Raw genomic sequence first — 15,461 nt, forward strand, 5'->3', positions numbered from 1 at the left:
TTGAACCAACCGTCAACCCGGCACGCCCCGGTTGGCCAGTGCGTCGGCCCTTTCGTTGCCCGGATCGCCCGCGTGGCCCTTTACCCAGTGCCATTCAATGGTGTGAACGCCATCGTGCGTCAGTGCATCCAGCCGCTTCCACAGGTCGGCGTTTTTCACCGGCTGTTTGGCCGCCGTTTTCCAGCCCTTGGTCTTCCAGCCATGGATCCACTCGGTAATGCCCTTGCGCACGTATTCACTGTCCAGGTACACCGCCACCGTGCAAGGGCGCTTCAGGGCCGAAATGCCCTCAATCACCGCCATGAGTTCCATGCGGTTGTTGGTGGTTTCGCGTTCACCGCCCCAGAGCTCTTTTTCATGCCCTGCGGCTTTGAGAAAAACGCCCCAACCGCCTGGACCGGGGTTGCCCTTGCAGGCACCGTCGGTGTAGATCACCACGTGATTCAATCGAAAACTCCACAAAATAGAAAAAAATGCAAAAGCTGCCCACAGCGCACTGCGGGCAGCTTCAAGACAAGGTTTGGATCAGTGGCGGTTCGTCACCGCCACGGGGGCCGACGCCGATGCCCGCCGGGGTTTCCAGGCCGGCCCCAACAAGCGAACGCCACGCACGCGCTTGACCGCCACCGCAAAATAAACCGCACCCAATATGGGCCACCAGCGCGCCCCGGCCGGGTCCATCCAGGCGGTGCGCTGCAACCATTTTTCGGTCTGCACCGCTGGGCGATAGCACCCGTAGCGGTCAGACTCTACTTCAAAACCGAGCAGACGCAGCCAATCGCGCAAGCGCCACGGGCCAATGAAGTCGCCTGCCTCTGGCAAATACAGGTGGGCAGCGTCCGCTCCCCCCAGACCCAGCTTCAAACCCAACCGCCCACGCCCCTGGCGCAGGCCCCACAAACTCGCCGGGTTGAAGCCTGAAATGACCACCCGCCCCTCGGGCACCAACACGCGCTCGACTTCACGCAACACCTGGTGCGGATCGGCACTGAGTTCGAGCGCGTGAGGCAGCACAACCAAATCGAGGCTGGCAGCCGGAAACGGCAACGCAGCGGCATCGGTGATGAGCGCCACGCGCGGCGTGGGAGCGGCTTCAGCGCGGCTGTCGACCGAGCGCTCGCCCTCTGTGCAGATCAAGTGACCGCTCAACAGCGGCGCCAGCTCTTCGGGCAAAGCCAACCAGCGGTGCGGCATGCGGTTTGCGCGCAGCGCCTCCAGCTCGGCCAGTCCCAACTGCAAGGCGTTGTAGCCAAACATATCGGCCACAGCCAGATCAAACTGCGCCTGCTCCCAGCCCAACAGATATTGGCCTGGCGCGGTTTGCAGCCAGCTGCTCAGCCCTGCGGGCGGCAGGTCTGCTGGGTGTTCGGGGTTCAAGGCGGGTTGTCTCCAGTGGGTTTGACCAGATATCGGCTTCCAGCCGTCCACTGAAAATAATCGTAATCGGTGGGCAGGTCAGCGGCCATGATGTACTGAAAGTGGATGCGAAACCGATCCTGCTTGAGTTTGTCGTACACCGCAGGTTCAAACATTTTTACAAACCGCGGAGAAACCAGTTTGGGCCGGTCAGGCTGTCGTCCAGCGAGTGGCACCGGCAATACGACCAATGGATCGCACAAGGCAAAACAACAGCCGTCGGGTGGGGCCGACACGTCGATCCAACCCACGCGATCGGCGGTTCCAAGACGCGCCAGATGGCCTCGAAAAGCGGTCGCTTCGGGCAAGGTGCCCAACAAGGGGATGCACTGTCCCAGCGTGAGCAAGTTAACAGCCGTCCTCTGGCAGGCCAGCTCAGGCACACGCTGTAGCGCCCGGCCCAAGACCTCGACTGCCATGATGCAACCCGAGCTGTGACCGACCAGCAACACCTCATCGTATTCACCCGACGCAACGCGCTCCAGCAAGGTCGCGGCGTGCTGATCCAGTCGTTTCTCAAGTTCCGGTGTTTCACCGGCCGCCTGCCGGCGGGTGAACGCATAACTGCGCATCAGCCACAACATGCTGAAGCGGCCCTCCAGCCGCTGCGCGCCCCAAAATGTACCCAGCAGCCAAACAACCGCCAGAACACCAGCAAAGGCCCGGTTGCCACCCAGGTTGCCAGCCAAAAACCAAATCCCCAAGGCCACGGCAGGAATAACCAGCACCACCGCGCACAGCAACAAAAAAGGTGCAAATAACGCGATGAAGGGGGGCCAAGAAAGGCGCTTCATACGCCACAGAGCGCCCGTCCTCATATAGTGCATAGACGTGGTCATCACGTCCACCCAGACACGCCAAGCCTGGCGGTGCCAATGTTGGCGCACCACGTCATCCCAACGCAAAAACTCATAGTCGGTCGCAACAAGCCCACCGCCGTCCTCGGCTTGCAAAGACCACTGCGCGTTGCCATTCGACAGCTTTCGCCGTGGGCCTACAGCAACCTTGAGCCCGCTCACCCGTGCCTGTCGGGCAGCCCCATCCCGGTACGACGCGTGATAATGCCCTGCCCCCTTGGGGTCGAACCCGCTGACATACAGAACGCAGCGCTTGCGCACGGTAGGTTCACTCATGGCTTCAAAAGATGGTTTGCTTGTCAAGTCCTGACTTCACAACGAAATCCACCAAGGGTTGCTCGCGTTTGTTGGCTCGCTGGCAATGGTCCTTCTGCACTTTGTCGGTCAGGCGGATCACCACCCTGGCCCAACGTTTCTCGTCTCGCACGCGCCACGCATGAGACGAAACCGACTCCCAGGCGCAGCCGTTAAACACGGTGGCGTTGACAAAATTGTCCAGTGCGCGCACGCCGGCGCGCGCACGCGCATTGCTGCGCCCGAAGTAGCCCACCCACACCAAGATCAGGTAACCCAAGACGGCGAGCGGCACCATGGCGGCCATGAGCAAAAACCCAGCCAATCGCTCTTTCAGCATGCGCCCGCCCGCCGGTGCAGTTGCAGGCGAACGCCGTTGGCCGAGCGTATCGTCAACCGACCCACAGGCTGTGGGGTGTGGCCAGCCACCGGCGTCAGGCGGTAATGCTGGATCAGACTGGAAAGAATGAGCACGGCTTCCTGCAACGCAAACGCCGCCCCCATGCACACGCGAGGGCCCATGCCAAAAGGCAGGTAACCCTGCCGAAGGGCATCGCGCGATTGATCGTCGTCGTATCGATCGGGGTCAAATGCATCGGGTTGCGGCCAAATATCTCGGTGCCGCTGCATCAGCCACGGCGCCACCACCACGGTGGCACCCGCAGGTACCGACTTGTCGCGCATGGGGCAGGTTTTGGCTGACTGGCGCGCCATGAATCCCACGGGGGGGAACAGCCGCAAGGTCTCCCGGAACACATTCCAGGTCAGCGTAAGCTGCTTCATATCACCATGCTCCGGCTTGCGCTCCCCCAACTGAGCGCAAACTTCTGTATGCATGCGTTGCTGCACATCGGGTGCCTCAGCCAGCAAATAGGATGCCCACGTGAGCGCACTGGCCGACGTCTCATGGCCCGCAAGAAACAGCATGGCGACCTGATCGACCAACTCGTCAAAACCAAACGCCTCGCCCGTTGTAGCATCTCGCGCCTCAAGAAACGATGAAAGGATGTCGACCTGCGATGCCGCCGTCCCGTTTCTGTGCGCTTCAAAACGCGGCCGAATCAATTTTTCGAGCAAACCCCGGATCTCGCGGGCTGCGCGACGGCTGCGCCACGCGTCCCAGGGCCACACCAACCAGCGCACGCCATAAATGGAGGGGAGCAACAGGCGGGGTGCCAGCGCCTGAAATCGAGCAAAGGCGTCAAACACGCGGTGTGCGTCAGGCCCTTCCATGGGTACCGAAAAAATGGTGCGAAAAATGATGTCGGCGGTGACATGGGTCATTTCCACCTCTAGATCGTGCTCGGCGCCTCGCGGCAGGGCCGCCAGGCGTTTCAGCATGTCTTCCGTGGCTGCCCTCATCACCGTAAACGCTACGCCCAAGCGAGCCTGGGCAAAGGCTGGCTCCATCATGTCGCGCTGACGCTGCCACTGCGCACCGTTGGTCGTGAAGATACTTTCGCCCAGCAAGGGTTTCAAGGCTTCGCCCAGCAGCGCACTCTTTGGGAAATCGGCCGCCCGCTCCGACAGCACTTTCCTCACGAGTCCCGGTTCGTTGACCATGTAAAGGTCTAGACCCGGCAGATGCACTTCCCCCATCTGCATGCGGTAGCTTCGCTCATACAGCGCATCTAACCAGGAGCGCCGGGCACTGAAAAACATCAGCAGCGCGGATGCACGGCTCTTGCGGGGCTTGGGGTAGGCTGGACAGAAATGACTCATGGAACTGGATCGCGCAATGGGAAACGTTGCACCAGGCTCGTCGAGCCGGCAGTGATGGCGAAGTAATCGTAAGGGCCGGGACGGTCGCTGGACATGATGTACTGGCGGTGCAGACGGATCTTGTCTTTGACAAGCGCGCGGTAGTTGTCGGGCTCAAAGAGGGTGTGGAAGCGCGGAGAAGCCTGTTGCGGCTGGCCTGGCGGGCGAGGCCTGACGTGCAGACCACATGCCGCCACCGGATCGGTCAAGCCAAAGCTGACCCAGTCGGTGGGCGATGAAAAGTCGCGCCAGCCCAGCCGTGCGTGAACCGCCAGTGCAGCGAGATCGGCTCGAAACCGAGCGGCTCGACGCATCAGACCCAGCATGGGAATGCACTGCCCCAAGGTCAGCAGGGAGAGCGTATGGCACTCCTTTTTACGCTGAGTGCGGTCGTCCATATCATCAACAAGGCACAAGGCCCGCGCGGCCACCGAAACGGCGAGCATGCTGCCCACACTGATGCCGACCACAAGCACTTCGTCGTTGTCCTCGTTCTGCAGAGCGCGAGCCACTGCCGCGGCTGTGCGGTCCAGGCGTTGTTGCAAGCCCTCCACGCTGTCTCTTGACCACCGGTCGCTGAACGCAAGAATTCGAGCCATCCAGGTGGAGTGCAAACGCGCCTCGAGACGCACAAAGGCCCACAGCCCACCCACCATCACCGCCATTCCGAGCAACGCAGCCGGTGCATAGCCCAAGCCGGCGACGGAAACACCCCAAAACAGCACCACAAGTCCGAGAACAACAGCCAGAGCAAGTCCACCCAATAAAAAACCAAAGGCATACATCATGGCGGCCAGGGTCCTGGGGGCAACACGCCAGACATGGCCGAGTTCGCCGCTGCCCAATACCGCCCAGGCACCGCGCAACGCGTCAGCAGACACAGCGAAGCCGCCCCGAGGCCAGCAGGCCCGAACAATGTCATCCCAACGGACGTATTCGTACAGGGTTTCGCAATGGCCTTGCCCATCCCGAGCCTGGACAGACCACAGGCTGTTGCCTTCCGCATTGCGCACACGAGGTCCGACTGAAATGTCCATGCCATTGACCTTCGACTGCCGGGCAGCCTCTCGGGTGTACAGCGCGTGGTAGTGGGCAGCTGGCTTGGGGTCGAAGCCCGTGATGAAAAACACGTGCCGACGCCGCACGCCGGATCGGTTCATGGAAATGGGCCTTTCGCAAGTCACGGGCGGTTGTTTCGCAGTACCCATGCACCAAGAATGTGGCGGAGGGCCTGGTTGGCAGCACCGCATCGGCGCCAGCAGGTTGAATTGGAGCAAGCCTTTTCGCTTCGATGCTGTCTACCGTGCAGCCTGCCAAGCCCGTTGAGTATATCGAGAGCCGTTTCAACGCCTCAGCCCATCCACAGAGCGCATCCGACAAAGAACAGGCATCCGCTTGGGAACCTTGGGTAGGGTATTTCACATCGAAGGCGTGGCCAGACACTGAGCCATTGACATCAACCGACAGTCGGGCTTTCAAGCGCACGCAACACTGCACATTGCCGACGACTGGTGCCGGAAAAAGTCCGAACAGCGGGCTGGCTCTGCCATACTTGTAAGTTGCACTCATCGGGCTGAAACCAGTCCGAACAGCCGCCCAACCACGTGCCGCACGACATTTCAAACGCAAGACAAAACGATGCAATTGCTGCCCATCCCCGCGTTCACAGATAACTACATCTGGGTGCTGCACGATGCACAGCGTGCCGTGGTGGTGGACCCGGGCGATAGCGAGGTCGTTTTGGCGTGGCTCGCGCAGCAAAAACTGCAGCTCGACACCATACTCATCACCCACCACCATGCAGACCATACCGGTGGCGTGGCAGCGTTGCGCTTGGCCAAGGGTGCTCGGGTGATTGGCCCAACGCTTGAACCCATGCCAGAACCCTTGCAACGCGTAGACGATGGCGAAGTGGTGATGGCCCTAGGTCTGCCGTTTCAGGTCATCAAGGTGCCTGGGCACACGGCGGGGCATGTTGCGTTCTTCTGCCCTGATGTGGGCGGCTCGCCGCTGCTTTTCTGCGGCGACACGCTGTTCTCGGCTGGGTGTGGTCGGCTGTTTGAAGGCACGCCCGCGCAGATGTTGAACTCCCTTGACCGTTTGAGCCACCTGCCCGACACCACCCAAGTCTGCTGCACCCACGAATACACGCTGTCCAACCTGAAATTCGCCCAAACGGTGGAGCCGCACAACGCAGAACTCGCGGCCTATGTCGCTCGTTGCCTGCAACTGCGGGAGCAAAACTCTCCTACGCTACCCAGCTCCATGGGTTTGGAGAAGCAGATCAACCCTTTTCTTCGCAGCCGTGAGGCGGCTGTTCGCCAAGCGGTCGCCTCCCACGACCCCCTGACCTCGACCGATGACGTGAGCGTTTTCGCCGCGCTTCGGGCATGGAAAAACGTTTTCAGATGAACCCTATCGCGCTAGCCGCCCGCTCTGCCTTGCTCAACCCAACCGTCTCTCTACAAAGTGTTTGCCCCAACGTGAAAACTGCGACCCTGGCAGGCTTTTTCCGAGCCAAGGCTGCGATCGTTGCCTTTTTATTGCTGGCCCTCAGTGGTTGTGCCACCGTTGGTAAGGACGGTGGTGATGCCCCAGTGGGCAGTGCCAGCCAGTCCACCGAGGCCGCACACACCCCGCGGCAGCCCTTTGTGAACAGCCGCGCTGGCGTGCCGCTCAGCGCCATCGGCACCGCCAACACCAGCCTACCCGCCGTGGTCACGCTGGCAGCACCGTCGGACTTGTGGGACCGCATCCGCCGCGGTCTGTCCATGCCCGACCTGGACACCGACCTGGTGCGCGACCGGGAGCAGTGGTATGCCAGCCGGCCCGATTACATCCAGCGCATGACCGAGCGTTCGAGCCGCTATCTGTTCCACATTGTTGAAGAAATCGAGCGGCGCAACATGCCGATGGAACTCGCGCTGCTGCCGTTCATTGAAAGTGCATTCAACCCCCAGGCGGTTTCTAGCGCGCGGGCTGCGGGCATGTGGCAGTTCATGCCCGCCACGGGTGAATCGTTTGATCTCAAACAAAACGTTTTTCGCGACGACCGGCGCGACGTACTGGCCTCCACCCGCGCAGCGCTCGACTACCTGCAGCAACTGCACAACCGGTTTGGTGACTGGCATCTGGCGCTGGCGGCCTACAACTGGGGGCAAGGCAACGTCAACCGGGCCATCACCCGCAACCAGCGCGAAGGCTTGCCCACCCGTTACAACGACCTGAGCATGCCGATGGAAACGCGCATGTATGTTCCCAAGCTGCAGGCGGTGAAAAACATCATTGCCAACCCCGACGCTTTTGGCACCCAGCTGCCCCTGATCGGGAACCACCCGTTCTTTGACACCGTCGCACTTGACCGTGACATGGACGTGGCCGTCATCGCACGTCTGTCCGGCATCAGCGAGCAGGACTTTCGAGCACTGAACCCATCGCTGCGGCACCCGGTGGTGATGGCGGCAGGCACCCCCAACATCTTGCTGCCGTGGGACAGTGCGGCGGTATTCCAGAGCAACCTGCAAACCCACGACGGGCCGCTGGCGAGCTGGACCGCCTGGGTGGTGCCCAGCACCATGACCGCAGCACAGGCGGCCAAGCGCGTGGGCATGAGCGAAAGCGAACTGCGCAGTGTCAACAACATCCCACCCCGCATGCTGGTGCGCGCCGGCTCCAGCCTGCTGGTGCCGCGCACCGGTCAGCACAACAGCGACGTTTCCATGCATGTGGCCGATAACGGACACCTGAGCTTGCAACCTGAAGTGGTGCTGCGAAGCACCTCGGTGCGGGCCCGCAAAGGCGAAAACCTGGCCCAACTGGCTTCCCGATACGGCGTGAGTGCGGTCAGCGCAGCGGGCTGGAACAAGCTGGCAGTGAACGCAAGGCTGAAGTCTGGCCAGCGCATCACGCTGATGCTGCCCCAGCGTGTGGCCACCGCCTCAGCGGCCCCAAGGCAGGCCACCCCAGCAAAAGCAACCACCCGAAACACAACCGCGCGTGCCCCTAAAACGGTGGCCATAAAGAAGCAGGTCAAACCCAAAGTGGTTCAAAAGGGCACGGCACCCACAGCGAGCAAAAACAAAGTTGCCAGCAAAAAGTCAGACACCAAAGTAGCGGCCACAACGAAGAACACCAAGCATCCCTGACAGCTGCGCCCTTGGATGGAGCAAGCCCAGGGGCACACACGGGTCTATTCAAGCCCGGTACTTGGCCTTGGCTTTGCGTGCAAATTCATTGGTGAAGGTGCGTGCCAAATCCACCCGCTGCAAGCGCTGGGCTGTGTCGTCAAACTGCGCCAGCACCCGTGCCGCGGTATCGGGGCCCCTGTCGGGCATCACACCATCGGGTGCCCAGGCCTCACGGGCACGGCTGAAAGCCGCCAGGTACAGCGCACGGTCGCCTTGAAAATAGCGTTCCGGCACGGTCTTGATGATGTCCGACGGACCCGCAGTCTGCAGCCATTTGAGCGCGTGCACCATGGCATCGGTCATGGCCTGGCACAGACGGGGATAACTCCCGATGAACTCGGCCGATGCGATCAGGCTACCCGCAGGCATGGGGCCACCAAACACCTCGGCATTGCCGCGCACGGTGCGGGTATCGGCCACCACACGCAGCGCACCACCCTGCTCCAACGCGGTGATCACCGGGTCGCTGTAGCAGATCGCGTCGATTTGTCCGCCGCGAAACGCCCCGATCGCTGATGCAGCGTTGGGCAGGCTGATGTACTGCACCTCCTGCGCGCCCAAACGCGCCCTGGCCAGCAACAGCCGGGCCACCCGGTGCGAGGTCGAGCCCGGCCCCATGATGCCGATTTTTTTTCCGCGCAGGTCGCGCAGTTGCCGGTAATAGCCCATGGTGTTCTGCGAAACGCCCAACACGATCTGGGGCGCGCGCCCCTGTAACACAATCGATTGATACGAATGCCCGCGCGCCTGCAAACCGATGGTGCTGCTGTACCCCCCCGAATACAGGTGGGCTGCACCCGACAAGACCGCCTGCACCGACTGGTTGGCTTCTGCAAACTCGCGGATCTGAACGTCGAGCCCCTCGGCACTGAAATACCCCAGGCGCTCGGCAATGGTGAGCGGCAAATAGCAAAACGAAGCCTTGTTGTCGACAGCAACCACCACGCGCGCCGCACCCTGACGGCCTGCAGGGGCCGGGCTCGCTTGCGCCCGGACACTGGACAGTGACCCGCCCAACAGCGCCGAAGCGCTCAACCGACACCACCCACGGCGGTTCCACATCACACGTCCCTTTGCACACTTGTTTTTTGACTTGGAACAAGGTTATGCGAGCTGGCGCGGTGCCGCATCGGGACGAATCCCGAGCGGGTTTCCACCGAGGACAAATGCAAGCAAAAGTAACGCTCGGGCAATCAGTCGAGGTTGGGCCAGTCTGTCGATGGCAGCGCAGCCGCCGCTGGCGCTCAGGCGAACAAGATAGCGATGTTGACCGCCAGCGCCAGCACCCAGGCAAGGGTGCGCGCGGTGGCCATATCGGCCACGTACATCATGATGTAGACCAAGCGCAACACCACAAACAAAAAAGCCAGCACGTCCAGCCGCGTCTGGTCGGCACCCAGCTGATGGGCAATGGTCACTGCGCCAATGAAAAACGGCAGCGCTTCAAAACTGTTGGCCTGGGCCGCGTTGGCCCGGGCCCGCCAGCTCTGTTGGTTGGCGAGCCAGGCGCGTGGGTTGTTGTTGTCAAAACCACCCGCTCGGCGCGGCTTGGAGAACATACCCCATTTGGCCAGGCCGGCGCAGAAGATAGGCAGCAAAGCCGCTACCAGAACAGCCCAGTACGCCACCGTCAATCCAGCGAGTTTCATCGGTTTTTTTCCTGCAAACAGGGGGACGCTCAGCGGCGATCCACCAGGGCGTGGGCAATGGTGCCCAAATCCACATACTCCAGTTCACTGCCCACCGGCACACCCCGGGCCAACCGGGTCACCTGCACCGCGCGCCCCTTCAGCGCCTGGGCAATCACATGGGCCGTGGTCTCGCCTTCGGCGGTGAAATTGGTGGCCAAAATCACTTCGCGCACCTCGCAGGGCATCTGTCCCGAAGCGGCGTCCGTTGGCGTGCTGTCCTCTGGCCCTTCGCTGTCAGGCTCTGGCGCCAGCGCGTCTATGCGATCAAAGAGCTTTTGCAGGCCAATCTCGCGCGGGCCCACCCCGTCCATTGGGCTGAGCTTGCCCATGAGCACAAAGTAAAGCCCCTTGTAGGCGCCGGTGCGCTCCATGGCGGCCTGATCGGCCGGCGTCTCCACCACACAGAGCAAGCTGCGGTCCCGCCGTGGATCTCGGCAGGTGGGGCAGACACCGTCTTCGGTAAAGGTATGGCACAGCGCACAGTGCTTCACGTTGGAAGCGGCATGCTGCAGCGCCTGCGCAAGCTGCAGCGCGCCCTCGCGGTCGTGCTGCAACAGGTGAAATGCCATGCGTTGGGCCGATTTCACACCGACCCCCGGCAAGCGGCGCAAGGCCTGCACCAGCAGTTCAAGAGAGTGAATTTCGGCCATGGAGATTTCTTGGGTGCGCCATCAGCGCGCCGACACACAACAAACCGCTACGGGGAGCGGCACAAAGGGCAAAGTGGGCCTTCAAGCGCAAGAAAGCGCGCTGCTGCCATTGAAGGTGGCCCGGAGGGGACACACCGAGGCCGCCTTGAACCGCGACACCATCCGCTTAAAAAGGAAACTTCATGCCGCCCGGAAGGCCCGGCATGCCTGCCGTGAGCTTGCCCATTTTTTCGTTGGACGTTTCTTCGGCCTTGCGCACGGCGGCATTGAAGGCAGCGGCAACCAGATCTTCCAGCATATCTTTGTCATCGGCCAGCAGGCTGGGATCGATGGTCACGCGCTTGACGTCGTGCTTGCATGTCATCAGCACCTTCACCAGGCCGGCGCCCGATTCCCCGGTCACTTCAATGAACGCAAGTTCGTCCTGGGCCTTCTTCATGTTGTCCTGCATGGCCTGGGCCTGCTTCATGAGACCGGCGAGTTGTCCTTTGTTGAACATGATTTTCCTTTTGGTTTGAAGTCAATAGACGAATGAGACGAATGAATGGGATCTGAATCGATCAGTCAGCCAGCGGCTTGATCGAACCGGGCACGATTTTGCCGCCAAAGTCGCGCATCATGGTTTGCACGAACGGATCACCCAAGATGTGGGCCTCGGCTTCGCGCTGGCGCCGCGCCGCTTCGGCGGCCACCCGCAGCGCGGGCGAGTCGTTCACGGTGCCGATTTCGACCGCCAGACGCACCTCGTGGCCCAGCGTTTGCAGGGCCACAGACAAACGCTCGCGGGCGTTGGCCTGGTTGAGTGTTTCGCGCTCCACGCGCAGCACCCATTGGCCAGCATCGCGTGCCACCAACTGCGACTGCAAGGCAAGCTCGCGCACCAGGGCGCCGATGGTCTCGGCGCGCACCAGCTGCATAATGGCATCAAACCAGAAATCGCCCTCGGCCGACGTCACCGGTGCGGCCTGCACAGCGGGGGGTTCAACCGCATCCCGCACACGCAGCTGATCCAGCCGACCAGGCTCGCCCGCATCGCGCACAGGAATGGCGACCACGCGACGCGAGGTCTGCACACTCTCTTCCCAGGGTGGCCCTTCGTCCTGCGGCACAGCCGGTGGTGGGGCGTTGCGCTCTGGCGCTGGCGTTGACGAAGGAGCCGCCGGCTCAGCGGCCCGGGCTTGCACAGCAACCACGACAGCCACGGGTGCGACGGCGGTCGGCCGCGCTGGTGCCTGTGGCGCAGGCAGTGCGCGCTCGGGCAGCGAGCAGACTTGCGGGCTAGTGACTGGCCCCGCTGGCAGGGCCGACGGGGGAAAATTCAGAGTTTTTTTTTCAGCCAAGCGGCTTGACGCAGCGGCCGAAGGCTTGAAAGCCAGCAAGCGCAACAGCACCATGGTCAATGCCGCGTATTCGTCGGGCGCGAGACCCAGCTCGCCGCGGCCGTGCAGGCACAGGCTGTAGAGCAACTGGGTTTCGTCAGCGGGCAGCGTTCGCGCCAACCGAATGATCTCGGCAGCGTCCGGATCCTCGTGTTCAGACGCGTCAACACGGCCGGGCACCGCCTGCAACACCGCCATGTGCTGCAGCACACTGGTCATTTCTTCCAGTGTGGAAGCTGCATTCAGGCCGTTCAGCCGCAGGGTGTCGATGGTGTCCACCACCGTAGCCCCATCGCTGCGGGCCAGTGAGTCAATGAGACGCAGCACATACGAGCGGTCCACAGCGCCCAGCATCTGGCGCACGGTGGCTTCTTGCAGCTGCCCACCACCAAACGCAATGGCCTGGTCGGTGAGCGACAGCGCATCGCGCATGGACCCGCGAGCGGCGCGGGAAACCAGCCTCAGTGCCTGCACCTCGGAAGGCACGTTTTCAGCCTGCAGCACCTGCTGCAGATGCTCTAACACCGTTTCAGGCGCCATGGGCCGCAGATTGAACTGCAAACAACGCGACAACACGGTCACCGGCACCTTTTGCGGGTCTGTCGTGGCCAGCACAAATTTCAGATATTCCGGCGGCTCCTCCAGCGTTTTCAACATGGCGTTGAACGCCGTGTTGGTCAGCATGTGCACCTCGTCGATCATGAAGACCTTGAAGCGGCCCTGAACCGGCTTGTAAACCGCTTGTTCAAGCAACGCCTGCACCTCGTCCACGCCCCGGTTAGAAGCCGCGTCCAGCTCGGTGTAATCCACAAAGCGGCCGCTGTCGATATCGGTACAGGCCTGGCACACACCACACGGTTCGGCGGTGATACCGCCTTGGCCATCAGCGCCCAGACAGTTGAGCGACTTCGCCAGGATGCGCGACACCGTGGTTTTGCCCACGCCGCGTGTGCCGGTGAACAAATAAGCGTGGTGCAAACGCTGGGTGGTCAGCGCGTTGGACAAGGCCTGAACCACATGGCCCTGCCCCACCATTTCGGTGAAATTGCGCGGGCGGTATTTGCGGGCCAGGACGACATAAGACATGGCCGCCATTCTAAGGCGCCGCCGGCTGCGCCACGGCAAGGCGGCAACCGACCGCACGCAAGCGCGCGTTCGACGCAAGCGCCCGCCGCTTCGCCTACAATAGACGCTGACGGGCCTTCCCGCATGGTGAAGCGGCCAACCGGGTCAGGTGGGGAACCAAGCAGCCCTAACTGTAGAGCCAGTGCCGGGGTCAAGGCTCGTCACCTTATTCTTTGTCTGAATCACCCGGCCCCTGCCGGGTCAGCGCACGCAGGGCTTGTTCGTCCAGTGTTTCGCGCTTCAGCAGTTCACGCGCACAGCGTTCAAGCAAGTCCCTTTTTTCCTCTAGCAAGGCTGTGGCCCGGTCAAACCCGGTCATCACGATCTGCCGAACGGCTGCGTCAATGTGCTGCTGCGTATTCTGGCTGGGTTGCCAGCCACCGGGCAGCAGGCCGGGTACGTCCAAAAACGGCTGGCGCTGGGCCTCGTAGGTGACGTAGCCGAGCGACTCGACCATGCCGTAGCGGGTCGCCATGTCGCGGGCAATGTCGGTCACCTTGGCCAAGTCGTCCGCAGCGCCGGTGGACAGGTGGCCAAACACCAGTTTTTCAGCGGCCCGCCCACCGAGCAGCACCATGATTTTGTGTTCCAGCTCTTGTGCGGTCATCAGAAAGCGGTCTTCGGTGGGCCGCTGAATGGTGTAGCCCAGCGCTCCGATGCCGCGCGGAATGATGGACACCTTGTGGACGGTGTCGGTGCCAGGCAGGCTCATGGCCACCAGCACATGGCCCATCTCGTGGTAAGCCACCACCTCGCGCTCACGGGGGTTGAGCACGCGGTTTTTCTTCTCAAGCCCGGCCACGATGCGCTCCACCGCCACCGTGAAGTCCACCAGGGCCACCTCTTGCGCATTGCGGCGTGTGGCAGCCAGCGCGGCTTCATTGCACAAGTTGGCCAGGTCTGCGCCAGAAAACCCGGTGGTGAGTTGCGCCACCTGTTCCAGGTCCACCTGTGGGTCGAGCCGGATTTTCTTGATGTGAACTTTCAAAATTTGCACCCGGCCGGCCTTGTCCGGGCGGTCCACCAGAACCTGGCGATCAAAACGGCCGGCGCGCAGCAGCGCAGGGTCCAGCACCTCGGGCCGGTTGGTGGCCGCCAGCAACACCAGGCCTGACGAGCTGTCGAAACCATCGAGTTCGGCCAGCAGCTGGTTCAGTGTCTGCTCGCGTTCGTCGTGCCCACCCATGGGCGACACGGCGCCCCTCGCGCGGCCCAGGGCATCGAGTTCGTCAATGAAAATGATGGCCGGGGCGCGGGCCCGCGCCTGCTCGAACAGGTCGCGCACGCGGGCCGCCCCCACGCCCACAAACATTTCCACAAACTCGCTACCGGAAATGCTGAAAAATGGCACGCTCGCTTCACCGGCCACGGCCTTGGCCAGCAAGGTTTTGCCGGTTCCCGGCGGGCCGACCAGCAGCACCCCTTTGGGCAAGCGAGCCCCCAGACGGCCGCGGCCCTGGGGGTCTTTCAGAAACGCCACGATTTCCTGCAATTCGGCCTTGGCCTCGTCCACGCCCGCCACATCGGCAAACGTCACACCGGTGTCGCGCTCCACGTACACCTTGGCGTGGCTTTTGCCGATGCTCATGAAACTGCCCATGCCGCCACCGGGCTTGTCCAGCAGGCGCCGGATCAGAAAAAACCACAGACCAAAAAACACCAGCGCGGGCAGCACCCAGGACAGCAGGTCGCGCAGCAAGGTGCTTTCAATCACACGGGTGTAGGGCACGTCGTAGGCAGCCAGGCGCGAGGCCAGGTCGGGTTCGACACGGTTGGCCACAATCACCGTTTTGCCGCCAGGTTCAGGGGATTTCAGCTTGCCGGTGAGTGTCGTCTCGCCCACCGTGACTTCGGCCACACGCCCATCTTTCAACGCCTGTTCAAACTGGCTGTACGGCACGGGTTCCACGGTGCGTGCGGCCTGCCAGGTGGACTGAATCCACACCAGTGCCAACAGCGCCAGCAACCAGTAACCCACGTTCAAAGGCGTCTTGGGATCGGCTGGCATCGGTCGGGCTCCTGTCTCGGGGTCAATGCAAATGAAACGGGCATTGAATACCGCCAAATCATCTTAACTAGCCCAGGACACCACAGGTCCCAC

General features: G+C 62.2%; 14 protein-coding genes and 1 other RNA gene. 3 read left to right on the forward strand and 12 right to left on the reverse strand.

Annotated elements, in window-relative coordinates; genetic code table 11:
• Positions 1 to 12 precede the first annotated feature (12 nt).
• The 6 genes from rnhA to ACTG4K_RS11525 all read right to left on the reverse strand — a co-directional run bounded on the left by rnhA (position 13) and on the right by ACTG4K_RS11525 (position 5,458).
• Complete coding sequence (gene rnhA, locus ACTG4K_RS11500; protein ID WP_439114345.1) at positions 13 to 447, reverse strand: ribonuclease HI; 435 nt, start codon at positions 445 to 447, stop codon at positions 13 to 15.
• A gap of 78 nt (positions 448 to 525) precedes the next feature.
• Positions 526 to 1,377: a class I SAM-dependent methyltransferase gene (locus ACTG4K_RS11505; protein ID WP_439114346.1), complete on the reverse strand. Its 852-nt coding sequence runs from the start codon at positions 1,375 to 1,377 to the stop codon at positions 526 to 528.
• Positions 1,374 to 2,576: a hypothetical protein gene (locus ACTG4K_RS11510; RefSeq protein ID WP_439114347.1), complete on the reverse strand. Its 1,203-nt coding sequence runs from the start codon at positions 2,574 to 2,576 to the stop codon at positions 1,374 to 1,376. Before ACTG4K_RS11510 ends, ACTG4K_RS11505 begins: the two co-directional genes overlap by 4 nt.
• Positions 2,554 to 2,907, reverse strand: a complete 354-nt coding sequence (locus tag ACTG4K_RS11515; RefSeq protein ID WP_439114348.1) for a hypothetical protein — start codon at positions 2,905 to 2,907, stop codon at positions 2,554 to 2,556. The genes ACTG4K_RS11510 and ACTG4K_RS11515 overlap by 23 nt, the downstream gene beginning before the upstream one ends.
• Positions 2,901 to 4,289, reverse strand: a complete 1,389-nt coding sequence (locus ACTG4K_RS11520; RefSeq protein WP_439114349.1) for a cytochrome P450 — start codon at positions 4,287 to 4,289, stop codon at positions 2,901 to 2,903. The genes ACTG4K_RS11515 and ACTG4K_RS11520 overlap by 7 nt, the downstream gene beginning before the upstream one ends.
• Positions 4,286 to 5,458 carry a hypothetical protein gene (locus tag ACTG4K_RS11525; protein WP_439114350.1) on the reverse strand — a complete coding sequence of 391 codons (1,173 nt, stop codon included), beginning with the start codon at positions 5,456 to 5,458 and terminating at the stop codon, positions 4,286 to 4,288. Before ACTG4K_RS11525 ends, ACTG4K_RS11520 begins: the two co-directional genes overlap by 4 nt.
• A gap of 508 nt (positions 5,459 to 5,966) precedes the next feature.
• On the opposite strand from ACTG4K_RS11525, the gene gloB reads away from it, so the two are divergent.
• Together gloB and ACTG4K_RS11535 are read left to right on the forward strand one after the other, a co-directional pair.
• The gene (gloB, locus tag ACTG4K_RS11530) at positions 5,967 to 6,740 is read left to right on the forward strand and encodes a hydroxyacylglutathione hydrolase (RefSeq protein WP_439114351.1); all 774 of its coding nucleotides are present in this window, start codon (positions 5,967 to 5,969) and stop codon (positions 6,738 to 6,740) included.
• Entirely contained in the window at positions 6,737 to 8,473 is a 1,737-nt protein-coding gene (locus ACTG4K_RS11535; protein ID WP_439114388.1) for a transglycosylase SLT domain-containing protein, read from the forward strand. The genes gloB and ACTG4K_RS11535 overlap by 4 nt, the downstream gene beginning before the upstream one ends.
• Positions 8,474 to 8,521: 48 nt before the next feature.
• Here the strand turns inward: ACTG4K_RS11535 and ACTG4K_RS11540 are convergent, their stop codons facing one another.
• From ACTG4K_RS11540 to dnaX, 5 genes are all read right to left on the reverse strand, one after another.
• On the reverse strand, positions 8,522 to 9,577 hold the full coding sequence (locus ACTG4K_RS11540) for an ABC transporter substrate-binding protein (RefSeq protein ID WP_439114352.1): 1,056 nt from the start codon (positions 9,575 to 9,577) through the stop codon (positions 8,522 to 8,524).
• Positions 9,578 to 9,759: 182 nt separating this feature from the next.
• Positions 9,760 to 10,164, reverse strand: a complete 405-nt coding sequence (locus ACTG4K_RS11545) for an MAPEG family protein (protein WP_439114353.1) — start codon at positions 10,162 to 10,164, stop codon at positions 9,760 to 9,762.
• 29 nt (positions 10,165 to 10,193) lie between these two features.
• Entirely contained in the window at positions 10,194 to 10,856 is a 663-nt protein-coding gene (locus ACTG4K_RS11550; protein ID WP_439114354.1) for a recombination mediator RecR, read from the reverse strand.
• 166 nt (positions 10,857 to 11,022) lie between these two features.
• On the reverse strand, positions 11,023 to 11,355 hold the full coding sequence (locus ACTG4K_RS11555) for a YbaB/EbfC family nucleoid-associated protein (protein WP_439114355.1): 333 nt from the start codon (positions 11,353 to 11,355) through the stop codon (positions 11,023 to 11,025).
• A 61-nt stretch (positions 11,356 to 11,416) separates the two neighbouring features.
• Complete coding sequence (dnaX, locus tag ACTG4K_RS11560) at positions 11,417 to 13,321, reverse strand: DNA polymerase III subunit gamma/tau (RefSeq protein WP_439114356.1); 1,905 nt, start codon at positions 13,319 to 13,321, stop codon at positions 11,417 to 11,419.
• A 108-nt stretch (positions 13,322 to 13,429) separates the two neighbouring features.
• On the opposite strand from dnaX, the gene ffs reads away from it, so the two are divergent.
• Positions 13,430 to 13,526: signal recognition particle sRNA small type (ffs, locus tag ACTG4K_RS11565), an RNA gene on the forward strand.
• Here the strand turns inward: ffs and ftsH are convergent.
• A complete protein-coding gene (ftsH, locus tag ACTG4K_RS11570; RefSeq protein WP_439114357.1) occupies positions 13,527 to 15,368 on the reverse strand; it encodes an ATP-dependent zinc metalloprotease FtsH in 1,842 nt (613 codons plus the stop codon).
• Positions 15,369 to 15,461 lie beyond the last annotated feature (93 nt).

It is taken from the genome of Hydrogenophaga sp. (assembly GCF_965657535.1).
In the GTDB taxonomy this organism is placed as follows: Bacteria; Pseudomonadota; Gammaproteobacteria; order Burkholderiales; family Burkholderiaceae_C; genus Hydrogenophaga.

Bases quoted from the DNA above. Each gene is read 5' to 3' on its own strand.
- ACTG4K_RS11555 (WP_439114355.1), bottom strand. From the start codon at position 11,355: ATGTTCAACAAAGGACAACTCGCCGGTCTCATGAAGCAGGCCCAGGCC.
- ACTG4K_RS11515 (WP_439114348.1), bottom strand. From the start codon at position 2,907: ATGCTGAAAGAGCGATTGGCTGGGTTTTTGCTCATGGCCGCCATGGTG.
- ACTG4K_RS11545 (WP_439114353.1), bottom strand. From the start codon at position 10,164: ATGAAACTCGCTGGATTGACGGTGGCGTACTGGGCTGTTCTGGTAGCG.
- ACTG4K_RS11520 (WP_439114349.1), bottom strand. From the start codon at position 4,289: ATGAGTCATTTCTGTCCAGCCTACCCCAAGCCCCGCAAGAGCCGTGCA.
- ACTG4K_RS11550 (WP_439114354.1), bottom strand. From the start codon at position 10,856: ATGGCCGAAATTCACTCTCTTGAACTGCTGGTGCAGGCCTTGCGCCGC.
- ACTG4K_RS11540 (WP_439114352.1), bottom strand. From the start codon at position 9,577: ATGTGGAACCGCCGTGGGTGGTGTCGGTTGAGCGCTTCGGCGCTGTTG.
- gloB (WP_439114351.1), top strand. From the start codon at position 5,967: ATGCAATTGCTGCCCATCCCCGCGTTCACAGATAACTACATCTGGGTG.
- ftsH (WP_439114357.1), bottom strand. From the start codon at position 15,368: ATGCCAGCCGATCCCAAGACGCCTTTGAACGTGGGTTACTGGTTGCTG.
- dnaX (WP_439114356.1), bottom strand. From the start codon at position 13,321: ATGTCTTATGTCGTCCTGGCCCGCAAATACCGCCCGCGCAATTTCACC.
- ACTG4K_RS11535 (WP_439114388.1), top strand. From the start codon at position 6,737: ATGAACCCTATCGCGCTAGCCGCCCGCTCTGCCTTGCTCAACCCAACC.